This is a genomic window from Paenibacillus sp. BGI2013, from assembly GCF_002843485.1.
In the GTDB taxonomy this organism is placed as follows: domain Bacteria; phylum Bacillota; class Bacilli; order Paenibacillales; family Paenibacillaceae; genus Paenibacillus; species Paenibacillus amylolyticus.
Genome location: NZ_PJFA01000012.1, coordinates 108,637 through 121,559, shown reverse-complemented (window position 1 = coordinate 121,559; position 12,923 = coordinate 108,637). Strand labels below are relative to the sequence as shown.

Here is a 12,923-nt window from a genome sequence, read left to right as displayed (position 1 = left end):
AATCAACAACTTCATGTTTACAGCAAATCCAGTTCCACAAGTAATCTGCGGACAAGAGTTGCCATCTCGGCACGAGTTACCGGAGCTTTTGGCTCAAGTGTCGTTGCCGATTTGCCTTGAATCAGACCCAGCTTCACCGCTTGTGCGGCACTGTCTTTGGCCCAATCAGACAACGTTGATGCATCAGTATAGCTGTCAAGACTACTAGCTGTACTACTCGCAGCTGGTGCAGTATGTCCTGCCATCTCGTATGCACGGATCAGCATGACCATCACTTGCTCACGTGTCATGGCATCCTGCGGACCGAAACGATTACCGCTGTAGCCCGTCATGAGGCCATAGGCAGTTGCCGTTTGCACCACATCGTTGTACCAATCTGCTGCCTTAACGTCTGCGAATGGTGAACTTACGCCTGTGTCTGGTTTCAGGCCAAAGGCCCTCACCATCAGTGCAGCAAGCTCTGCCCGAGTCATACTACGCGAAGGCTCATAACGAGCAGACGACACGCCATTCACAACCAGACGTGATGCCAGATCATGAACTGCTTCGCTTGCCCAGTGGCCCTTCATGTCGCTAAACGCAGTGTCATATCGGATCGGCAAGTACACGCTGTTGGTCAGACTGCTTGCGATGGCAACCATCCGGCCTTCCCGCACTTCGAAGCGAGTAGGCACATGCCGCAAGCTGCCGTCAGACTCAAGAACGACCACGGTCGATACGGAGCGCTCGTCCTCTCCGACCGGCAGGTACAGTTCTTTGGTTGTCATTTTCAAAAGTTTATCAATCTCGATTGACTTAGTACCGTCACTTGCGGTCATGTTGAAGGCAACCGGGGTTCCTCTTGGAATCGTACGTCCCTCACTGGCAAGCTTCGCAGCAAGCCGTTCGTATGCCTGATCCGGTTTACCTACATTTAAGCTTACTTTGATATCTTCTAAGCTTACTTTGATATCTTCCGCCTTTTGCGCCGGGAACGCTGCTTCAAGTGCGTTCAGATCGATAGCATTCCAATCCAAACGGTAGCTGCCCCAATCGCTTTCCAGATCCATCGAAATGTCTTTGGCAGCGAGTTGTTTAATCAGATCCGCATCCAGTTCGAAGCGTAGTTGCTCCAGTTGGCCTGCAACGTGCAAACGAATTCGCTGTCCTTGCTTGACTGCATCAAGCAACGCTTCTCGCACAGGATGAGCAACTACGGTTGGGCCACTTACGCCTGGCGTAACATCGACCAGCAACAATCCATCCTTCTGCACTGCATCCAGTTCCAGAGGTATCTTCATGTCTTTACCTCCAACGGCACTATCGATGGCTACGCCACCCACCGTCAACGGACCAACAGGCACATTGGATGCCGGTGGTTTACTGCCACCCGAGCTTGGCGAGCTTGGCGCGCTTGGCTCCACGCTTGAAGAGATCCGCTCATTCACCTTCACCGCAGCAGAGGATGCTGTCGTGAGTTTTGGCTCACTCGTTGTTCGTTTGGCGATAACAACCCACTCGCCTGGTTTTGCTTTGATGACTTTATCGGAAGGTAGCGTGTTCCATCCACTGATATCCTGTTCAAATGTTGGCAACATCACTTGCGATTGGTCCGTGAAAATCCGGTATGCCAGTTCACTGCCAACCATGTTGCCTTTGTGTCCGGCAGCACTGATCGAGACACGTGTCTCTCCCTTTTTGCCCGTTCCGATTGTGGATGCTTTAATCGTATCCATGTAATCCGGTGGTGCAGCTCCCATCTTCGGTGCAACAACGGATACAATATCCGTTGTGCTGAGTTCCGTACCTTGCCATGTATAATCGGCCTGGATTAGAGCAGCTCCAACACGTTTTCCGTCGAGAAGGCCATCATCTTGAACGGCTGCGTTCGCTTCACCCATAACCAGACTGTAGGTGATGCTGTCGTTGTCTGCGAGTTCACGAGTTCCATCCGTATACTCCACATAAGTCTGAACCGTAGCTTGTTCTCCACCAGCAACAAGTTCTTCCGGCATAACCAGTTTCAGTCTGCGCGGCAGCTTGAAGTCGCCGTTCAGCACCTCAACAACGGCAGAGTTCACATTGCCTGCCGCATCCTCGGTTTTAATTCGGAGACGGGTCTTCATGCGGTTCACATCAATCGGCACCTCATGTTTAAAGACTCCGTTCTCGTCCGGTTTGAACTGTGCCAATTCTTGATCACTATCGGCATCCGTTACCGTCACTTGGGCGTCGGTCATCGTTGTACCCTGTACGAGCGCAACGCCTCCCTGTGCCCGTTCGCCTTGTGAAGGTGAATCCAGATAGATCATCGGAGCCGTCGTATCCATCGTCACGTACAGCATTGTGACTGACGTATCCCCTGTGCTGGTATTACGAGCTTTGAGCTGGACTGCGTATACACCATCTACCTCAAAGTTGAACTTCAGCTTGTCTGTTGTTGCAAGGTTAGTGGTGCCGAGCGAACCATCGTCCGTCGAAGCCTCTACAACCACGTTTGGCTGATTCGAAGCCACGTTCACGGTCACCTGATTCGAACTTGTAACAACCTCGTATTTGTTGTTGACCACTTGTTTGTTATCGAGTGAAAGCACTGGTCCTGTAGGGGCAGGAAGCAGCTTCGACCCGCTATACGTTGTTGTGGATAAACGAAGATTCGCTTGCTCGTCGGAAGCCGGTTGGCGTGCGACCGTAACTCCGATGCGATACGATTTGCCCGGCTCCAGTCCGGAATGGCGTAACTCTTTATCCTCCATGGCAATGGTGCCGTCTGCATTGCGCAGTACTTTGCCGTCCGCACCCAGCTTAGGCGTTCCTAGTGCATTCCATCCACCTACGGTGACATGATACTTGCCATCCTTGAGCGTGGTTTTCAAGTCGGATTCACTGTATCCTTCTTCGCCAAACGGATCATACAGATGTCCTTGCTCATCCGATGCGGTCAGGATGTAAGTGAACTCCTCCGCTTCTTCTTCGGCTGTTTTGGTGATTGCCGGAAAAGCGACCTCAAACTGCCCGTTACCGATGCTTCTCATTTCCACTACCGGCACGGCGTTGGGAGCAAACGGATCTACGAGCGTGTACCCTTCTTGTGAAGACAAGACAGAGAATGCCATATCCGTTTTCAGTTCCGTACGAAGATAATATGTCCCTTGTTGCAGCAAACCACGAAGGTCTGCTCCGCCGAGGTACGCAATCTGCTTCACGTCAAAGGTCATCTCGCCTGATGCACGACCGTCAGCACCAATATCGGCACTTTCGATCTCGATGCCTTTGGCAATCATGATCCCTGGATCAATGGATTCGTCCGGTGTAGGTGTGGCCTGCAAACGGTCCGAAGACAGATACAGATCAACCGTATCTCCAGGCGAAGCGTTATCCACGGTCCAGGTTGCTGTGAATTGGTCCGCATCCTGTGTATCTATCGCAAGTTCCGTCGAAGACAGTTCCGGAAGTACCGGAATGTTCATCAGCTTGGACTTGACCGATTGACTGGACGTCAGCGTCCAACTTCCCGTTTTTGCGTCTTCCTGTGGAATCGCGACATAGATCCGACGAATATCGGTGCCCTGAAGCTCTTCTTTTTTGGTCACTGTTGTACCGTCGCTCTTCAGATCACCCTCTTTAGGTGCTTTGATAATCTGTTCAAACGCTGTTGCGTTCCGATCCGTTGCTTCTCCATACACGATATCATACGTGCTTCCGTCGTCACGCTTCAGAGTCAGGGTAGGTCTGGTTGTTGTAAAATACTCCAATTCAAGAAGCGCATCCCCTGTCACTCCACTCATCGGGATCACATGTGTTTTCCCTCCATTGGACGTGCGAATGCCGCCAATGCCGAGATTTTGCGAACTATCCTCGATCATATCGATACCGTCCCCAACGGCGGTATATCTAATCTCGTAACGCTCAGGCTCCTCATTTTCCCATGATGTCGCAAGCGTCTCTATACCTGTTCCGATCTGTAACAGGCGCGGTCCCTGCTCCGGATCATTAATTGCCAGATGTGCGAGCGCCTCATCGTCCAATGCCGATCCATCCGTCAAGAATGAGATGCCGCCGCCCCAGTAATATTTGATGCCCAGGGTGAGGAATAACAAGGAGATTCCTGCCCACAGTTCATCGTTATTAACGCCTGCACGAGTTCCAAATCCTAAACCGCCGACAACCGGCACTGAACTTGGTATCTGTATTTTGGAGCTGACCATGCCTTCGAAATCGACTCGGCCCTTCTCCAGGTTCTCGCCGATAAACAGGCTGGCACTGCCCACAATGATATCCCAACCACCAACATCAATCTGTGCCCTGGCTCGGATAAACATTGGACTGGCCCATTGAGTTTGAACCAGTGCTTCCGTCAGCATCGGAATGACTTTGCTGCCTTCGCCGAAGCCGAGTTTGCCCACCACTTTGAATCCGGTAGCTTTGAGTGTCAGGTCTACACTTCCTGAGAAAACAGCCGGCTTCTGTCCCAGCTCCATATCGATGCCTGCCTCCAGCGTCAGTGGCAAGCGCTCGGTACCACCCGCAATTGTCATCGCAAGTTCACGGATTGCGCCGCGAATACTTGAGATTTTGGTAGCCGGATTGATCATGATGCCCGGATCAGGAAGGTCCGATCCAAAAGCAATGACGTCTGGAATAATACGTCCGTCAGGAACCCGTTTAAAGGCAAGCTCCGCACTAATGGAGAACAAGTTCTCTAGCTTCGCCTCGAAGTTAACGCCGTACGAATTCATGACGCCGTATTTGTTCGGATCTTTATAGTGCGTAACATTAATGCCACCTTTTACACTGTCCTCGGAGTCCGGTTTGAACAAACCAATTCTATTATCCAGTTCAAACGCCAGTGAGGAATCAATACCTACAAAGCCCGATTGGTTGAACATAACGTTGCTTACTTCCCCGTTTACAATAAACATCTTCATTGCACCACCGAAGGACACCCCATCCTGCCGCAGCACAAAGTCATTGAGTTTCAACCCAAAGCCATTCAGCGAGAAGGTAGGTGTTGAAAACAACGTGTGTTTATTAAAGTACACATAGGAGACAAGCAGATTGCGGTATGGATTGAGCGCATCGCCCAGCATACCGTTAGCCCAAGTCAGGGTTCCGTTCAGGGTAGGGTCTTCCGGATTGCGTCCTTCCTCCCATGCCTGCTCTTCATCCGTCAGCTTTGATTCCGTTCCGAGTGACTTATCGAATCCGTTGTAGAAATCAACGGTCCATTCGCCGGAATGGAATACGAACCCGCTGTTCGCCACACTTAGGGTACCGTCGCCACCCACAAAGAGGGTTTGCAAGAACGGCGTGTCCGTATTGGCTCTCAAATCTTTGGCGAGCGGGAAGTTCCCTGTTGAAATGGTGAGGTCTTTCCCGCTGTAAGCTACACTCTTGTTGAGAATCGCAGGTTCTCTATCCGATTGAACCGTGTACTGGGCGTTTGCCCCCGTACCGGACTGCACGATCTTACCGCGCACTTCCAGAACAACCTCCTGCTCGGTATCATGATCAAGTCCTTTTTTGAACGTTTCGAATGCCGCTTCATTTTCGAACGTCTGGACCGCATATACCGGCGAAGCCGATGCATCGATGGCTCCAGCTACATCCAGAGCAGGGTCCAGTTTGCGTGATGCTGCTACCATTTCCTGCTTGGCAGCAGTTAGTCTCGCCCGATCCTGATCCAACTTCGTTTTGAACTGCGCGTCCGTCAGGTTACCGTACGTCCATGGCAGCACGCTGGCAAACGTCGCTTTCTCACCAGCACCTGCATTTAGGTCCAGTTTGGTTTTATATACAGCGAGAATGCCGGCTTTGCGAACCCGGTTCTCTTCGTTCTCAGTTATGGCAAAGGTCTGGTCTGTCTTGAAGCTCAGCGCTTCAGCCATCTCGGGAATTGACTTGTCCCGATAGTCCACTTGCACGGCATATTCACCAAGTGGCAAGATCGCGTCGTTCAGCACTTCGAGCGTTGTGCCATCCGCATTCACCTTTTCCCCGCCACGATATACCAGCTTCAAATCTCCCGCGAACCCGTTTCCAAGCGGCTGGGATGTTACAGATCGGGTCACCGGCACTTTGTAACGATCCCCGTTCTTCACGTTCACCAGATACATGTCAAAGTTGGCAGCGGTAGACGTTGCTTCATTGCCAACATTGTAGGCAGCGATATTGGACACGTTCAGTGTGATGTACTTCTCGTCCTTGCTGTACGCTTCCTCCGGTGACATGGCGTAGACCAATGTCTCTCTTAATTCACCGACGGGTGGCAGGAAAATAAAACCTGCTCTTGACGATTCATAGATTGCACGAATTTCCGATTCCGGAAGTCCCTCACTCTCTTGAGCAGCTGTCTCCAGCTTTTTCTCTGTTTCCGGGCTGCTCACCGTCACCATATACTGGCGCGTTGAAGGCCAGGCTTTGCCTGTACCCTTCACTCGCCATTTGGCTGCGACGACCTCGCCCGGTTTATACGGGATGAATTCAATGCCCTGTGCAGCTTGTTCCGGCGGAACATCCTTGCGGAAGGTAAGCTTCTGGCTTGTTGCATTGAGTTCCTTCCCATTCTCATCCACAAAGCTCAGACCTTTCTCCAGTGTCAGAGTCACATCAATCTGGCTATGGTTGGTGTTGAACATCTCCAGGTTCTCGATCTCCGTGTTCACTTCGAACACACCGTCGTTAACGTAACCCGTCTCTTCCTCATTGGTCTCCAATTTCTGCGTTGGATCCAAGAAACGAACATCAAATACCTTCTCTGGGGATACAATCTCTCCCAAACCGTACACCAGTTCATACGAGTGCTGGGCGCCAGCTTGAACCGTATCAGGCTCCCAATAGAAAGCCACGGCCGTATCGGCTGTACCGTAGTCATTTGTATCCTGCGTAAAATCAAGATTCTCGTCCGGTTCATATTCCCATTTCGTTCCGGCAAGATTGGCCCAATGGCCTACCACCATTTCATCAACGATGTTAATACCGCCCTCGAACAAGTTGTTGAATCCATAGGCAATGACATTTGTCGCCAGCGGGTTGCTCAGATCAAGCTTGTCCCGCATCACCCAGTACGGTGGCAGTTTATGCAAATTGTACGCCTGCTCGTCCACGTTTTTGTCATAACCGAGCTTTTCTGGCTCGTGAACCAGTTTGCGCTCCACCGTAAGTGGAACGGAATAATTCTGCCCGATCTGGAAGGCCGGGCCGTCATTGCCACCGACCGACGTGTCCAGTAATACACGTGACCCGATCTCTACCTTGGCATTTGTCGTATTCTCCACCACATATTGAACACGGGCATTTCCGCCCTGATCCTTGTCTTCCTTCAACAGCAAAGTGATGACTTGGCTAATGCGAATACCTTGAACGGTCCATACGGTAACCAGACTTTGGGTACCGTCATTACCCGTAACGACCTTTGGAGGTGTAACCTCCGAGGTCCAGTTCGGTGCCATTTTGTACGGATTACCAAAGATCAGATCCGTTCCGTTAATGCGGAATGTCGTGAACGACGTCTCCGGGTTATCTCCGCCAAAGATCATATCCACGCCGTTATCCTTTTTGCGGATTGGCTGTCCGTCTTCAGTACGAATACTGAAGCGCCCACTTGCATTGTCCACTGTTACCTTGATAAACCCGTTCTTAATGGATGTCGTTCCCGCTGAGGAAACGGCCGCTACCGCGATGTGAAGTGGCAAGACGCTGATCAGCATGACCATGGCCATCAACGTTGCGATTATCCGAATGATTTTGTTCCGTCGCATGGGTGAACCCCTTCCGTTTCTCTAATTGGCCCGATTAACAAGCAGCGTGGAGTATACGCGTTCGCGCTCCTGATTCTGCACAATGATGGTGTACCATCCTGCTTTGGGCAGTGTAACCTTGAAATCTTTGCTGATCAGATCCTTGTAAGTCACTCGGGTCGCGATATATTTCATCTGTCCTTCGCGAACCAGACCCGGGAAATAATAAATGTCATACGTGCCAAGTTCGTTCTCCAGCTTGGTTCCGCCAGTAGTCTCGATCGTGCGGAAGTTGCTCACATTGAACGTGACCGTACCTGTATTCACAATTGCTGTTTCGGATTCGGTATCCGACAACGGAATGCCATTGGCTGTAACGAACATGCCATCTGTCGAACGAACAAACACCGTTTGCAGCGCGTAGCCTGCATTGCCGAGTTGGTCCTTCGCCGTGTAACGAATCGTGTGTTTACCCGTCACCGTGAGGTTCAGTGGTTTCTCCACGTATTGTCCGCCTTCCAGCACGTACTCCGCAGCCGTCACCTGAATCTGCTCCGCAGATGTGAGATTGTCGCTCACTGTGTATCCGCCCAGATCCGTGACCAAATCGAAGCCTTGTTTGTTTTGCAGAACCGTGGTGGATGCTTTGTTCAGACGGATCGTTGGTGCCGTGTTATCCAGACCCGCAATCGTAAAGTTGACCTGTTTCTTGTTACCAAGTACGTCTGAAAGTAAAATCGAATGCTCCCCATTGCTGGCGTAGTCGGCGCTAAAGCTCGCTACCGGGGTTGCCCCGGCATAGATCGTATTGCCTTCTAATACAGATGATGGCATCACAAGACCTACACGCACTTTGCCTTTGGAGTAAGCCTGATCGCCGATCTGCACCAGTTTGCTATCATCGATGGTCTGTCCGTCGTTGTCTACTCGAACCATCGTGATCTCTTCTACAGCCGGGATCGATCCAACGAGTGTTGTAATCGCTTCGGATTCCAGCTTCGCATTATTCCCTGCGGCATCTGCCAGCGAGAAGCGTGCTTTACTACCTGATGTCATGACCAATGAGGATTGGTTCGTCCCTGAACTATTGGAAACCACCTGATAATCCTGAACCTGTCCCTGTTTCGGCAGCACTTGCGCCACGATCAGATTAGACGCGATCACATTACCTGTTGTCGGTGCTGCGAAATGAGTAAATTCTCCGTTTGCATTGTACCCGTCACCCGCGCTATCCACGACAGCAGTACCACTACCGTAACGGATCAACGCTTTGAGATCGGGATGGTTGTAGTGCATGACAATATCCGCTTCCGGCGGCGTGGTATCGATGTTGCTCACCGTTGCCGTGACACTACCTGTAAAACCAACCGCATCTTCGTACTCAAACGTGAATTCTCCGTTCTCTCGGAACGTTTTGGACGACGTTGGCAGATTCGTGATGCGGATCGGTTCACTCGATTGCAAACTTACTTTAACTGTGCCATTCGTTGCCGCAATCGTGGAATACTTCACATTCACCATTGGCGGCGTATCATCGAAGTTGGAGACCACGATGAACACGGTTGCTGTATTGCTGCCATCCTTCACGGTGAAGGAGTAGCTTCCGTTGCGGTATATGTTGAACCGTTTGTTCGCCTCCAGCGTTTCCGGCATTTCCGGGTTGCTGTTCGTTGGCTTCACGGTCTTGCCATCAACGAGGTCGAACAGGATCTCTTGTCCTTCGTTCTGCCCACCATCCTGCACCTTCTCGCCTCCGCGAACCGGCATGATCTGCTCCAGTGAAGCAAGCCCATAGGCAGGGGCATCCTGAAGCTGGATTTCAGGTGTTACGATATCGCTGATGTTGTCGTAGTAGCCTTTGAATTTGACCCGAACCTGTGACTTGAGTTGTCCTGAATCATTCGTATCAACAGGAACGCCAACATAGTTCGTGTAAGGAAGCCAAGTGCTCCAATTGTCTCCGCCGTTGGTGGAAACGGAATAGAAGTAACCTTCCTGTGCTGGCACATCAACCGTCAGTTCCATGATGGCGGTGTACCCGTCATCTCCTGGACCTTCTGTCCGAATCAAACGCGCGCTACCAACAGGTGGTTCACTGCTCAGATAGAACACGGAGAACAGACCACTTGTGTGGTAAAGCTTACTGTTACCCAAGCTATCACTGGCATGGACATATAGACGGTAATTACCGTTGTCCTTTTTGTTGTCTACCTGCAAAGTGATCAAACGATCCGCAGGGGACACGCTCCAGCCCTTGCCTTCCGGATCTGGTTCCTTCTCGTCTTGCCCGTCCACCACCTTAATCCATTGGTAACGAATGTTCTTGGCTGCAACACCGTTAAAGTCCACCAACGTGTCAGACACATCAATCTGTACCGTCTGCTCTGGCATCGGATACAGATAACCCTGCGAACCGAATTTCGTGACAGGTGGCAGATGGTCGAATTTGTACTCCTGATAATAGTAGTAATAACGTCCGGTATCCTGCTGCTTGATGCGCACATGGGCGTACCAGGTCCCGTTCAACGTTTTGTCGGCAGGGAAGCTGTAGCGCTCGGCGGGTACATCCCCAAGCTTTGTTTCCTTCGGTTCATCCTCAAAAGCAACCCATTTACTGTTGCCCACAGGACGTTCAGAGCTTTCACTGTATTGATATTCAATCGTATCGATTGGAACACCAGCTACGGTGAAGTCGGGTCCGTCATTGATCGCATAGGTACCCGGATAGGCTTTGAACTTGGTTGAGATGACAAGCACATCAACTGCTTTTGGATCGGCAGTAGCTGAATGACCTGCCACATCCTCGGCTTTCGCATGCAGCTCGTATTGTCCACCTTTGGAGATCGCCGGATCATTCAATGTTGATATCTCAGCTTCACCTTGTGCGTTCAGCTCGGCATCCTGCCACCCGGAAGCGACAGGGCTCTTGCCCACGGCCACGAACTGGTATTGCACCTTGTTATTTTTAATAGAAGAAGTCGGATCAGCTGCCTTAACCGTAATCTTCACATTGTCGGAGTTATTGTCCACGATGTTTGCAACTTCGACGGTTGGATCGTCATTGTCAATTTTCAACAAGCCGACATGGTACGACCAATTGGAATCATCTTGTTTGAAATCGACCAAAGGCCACTGCATTGTATTGCCGTAATCGGACAGATTCGGCAGAATGCTTGAGCGATAATATTCCTCCAGCTCAGCAGGTGTGGCATCCGGGTGCTGGGCAAGGTAAGCTGCACGTTCACTGCTGCCTTTGTCGTATTGCATCCGCTGACGTGCCGAGTCCCAGCTCATATCGGCAGTCCATGTATGCAAATACCAGTTCCCGTTCAAACCTGTGCCGTCATCCGGCAGTTCTACTTTCACGCCATTCTGTCCGGTAGTCAGTACAACGCCCTGGAAACCAGATGCATATAGTTCATCAGAAGGCTGCTTCTGCGTCAGGGAATACCGTTTCACTGCCGCAAAGTTGTCGTTTTGCCCAGCGAAAGGATCATTCGGACTCTGGTTCAGCACATAATACACGAGCCCTGAACCACTGCCTGGCCGGAATAATCCTTTGCTCGTCTGGCCGTTCAAGTCGGGATCGAACGCATTGATTGTGAATGATCCATTTCCCACGTATTGTCCTTCGGGAATAATTTCTCCGTCCTGATTCTCATAGACAAAATTCACTTCAGGTGCCGTATTGTCCACAGACAATCCAGCCCAATCAATCTTCTTGACTGGCTCAGTGAGCACGTTACCCGCGTAGTCCGTCAGAGCCTTCCCGTCGCCAGGATTGCTGGCATGCTCCAAAGCAGCTGTCTCCAGCAATGACGTTTCGATGCTCTTGCCGTCTGGTACCGTCATACGGAACGTCCATGTATTCGTGTTCTGGCCGCCAACATATGCGGCAGTTAAGCCATTGGCAAACTTGAGTCGTGTATCCTCGGTCGGAGTAAACGCGCTGATGACCTGTTCGTTAAGGTACACGGTAAAATCAACAACATCGCCCTTGTTCAGCACAAGTCCCGTTAGTACTTCAGGCTGCACGCCGTTGCGAGATGCTGAGTACTGTGGTACGCGCGCGTCGATAATGGTACGGAACGTACCGCCCGGGTTCGCGTTATCGGCAAAAGGAACTGTTCCAATGCCGTTAAAAACGGTAACGGGATTACCCGCACCATCACTGAATCCTGCTGCATTCATCCGTTCCAGTAATGTTGGACGGTCCTCCTCGGAGGGCGCGATCAGGCGCTTCGGATCAATGGGAATGTTGCCTGTGCTATCATTTAACGCAGCCTGATAACGAAAGTTAAAGGTGGAGCGTGCATGACTGTTCCGATCCAGTCCACCCTGCGCAAAGTCACCGTATCCGCTGTCTGCGCTCGTTAGATAATAAACGGACGGATCGAAGCCGTCTCCACCCGGATTACTGAACAGTTCGGTACGCATGAAGCTGAATTTGCCATCAATCCGGTCAGAGGCATCCTCTGCAGTCGACGGAAATACCGGCTCACTGAAATTCAGCGCCAGGTTGAGGTTGCTCCCTTGCTTCAGGAACAACTCATTCTTTTGTACTGCCGGATCGGCATTGAATCGAACTGCCCCGGTATGGGTCAGTGTATTGCCGTTGTATGTAGGAGGGGTGATATCCGCGAAATAGAGCTCAATGTCACTGGCACTTTTAAAAAAACCAAACAATGTGATTTCGATCGTATCATTGGGTCCGAAAGCGATCCATGACGAATTAGCCGACTTATCATGATTGAACTGATTGAACTTCTCTTTGCCGTTAACATCGACGCGGACGTTCATACCACCGATAAAAACGTCAATCGATCCAATCTTAAGGAGCATTCTGGCGTCTCCACCTTCAGCCAATCGTCTTAATGACGGATTGTTCGCTACCGAAATCTTGGCTTTAAATAAACCTGCTCCCTTCGTTCTAACATGACTTGCACTTACGGTTTCAATATCTTCCTTTTCCATTGAAGTACCCGGCGCACCGGCAGCAAATATACCAAAGCTGTTCGCCTCAAACTTGTCGATTTTATTGTTCCAGGAAGACATGTCTCCCCGATTGATGATCTTACCACCGCCGTTCGGAATATTAACATACGCGTACTCCGCAGCTGCGGAAACGGTCGGCAGGTGTGGCCAGCTCACAGACGTCAACGTCAGCAAAGCGGCAAGCAGGCAGAGTAATAACTTTTTGAACAT

2 protein-coding genes are annotated in these 12,923 nt (G+C 50.9%); both read right to left on the bottom strand.

Annotated features, from left to right (window positions below; translation table 11 throughout):
- Positions 1-17 precede the first annotated feature (17 nt).
- Positions 18-7,739, bottom strand: a complete 7,722-nt coding sequence (locus tag CXK86_RS24635; RefSeq protein ID WP_101314772.1) for an S-layer homology domain-containing protein — start codon at positions 7,737-7,739, stop codon at positions 18-20.
- A 21-nt stretch (positions 7,740-7,760) separates the two neighbouring features.
- Positions 7,761-12,923, bottom strand: coding sequence for a hypothetical protein (locus CXK86_RS24630; protein ID WP_101314771.1), 5,163 nt, complete (start codon positions 12,921-12,923; stop codon positions 7,761-7,763).

What these genes read in the sequence shown, in the direction of transcription:
- CXK86_RS24635 (WP_101314772.1), bottom strand. Translation starts at nt 7,739, where the DNA reads ATGCGACGGAACAAAATCATTCGGATAATCGCAACGTTGATGGCCATG.
- CXK86_RS24630 (WP_101314771.1), bottom strand. Translation starts at nt 12,923, where the DNA reads ATGTTCAAAAAGTTATTACTCTGCCTGCTTGCCGCTTTGCTGACGTTG.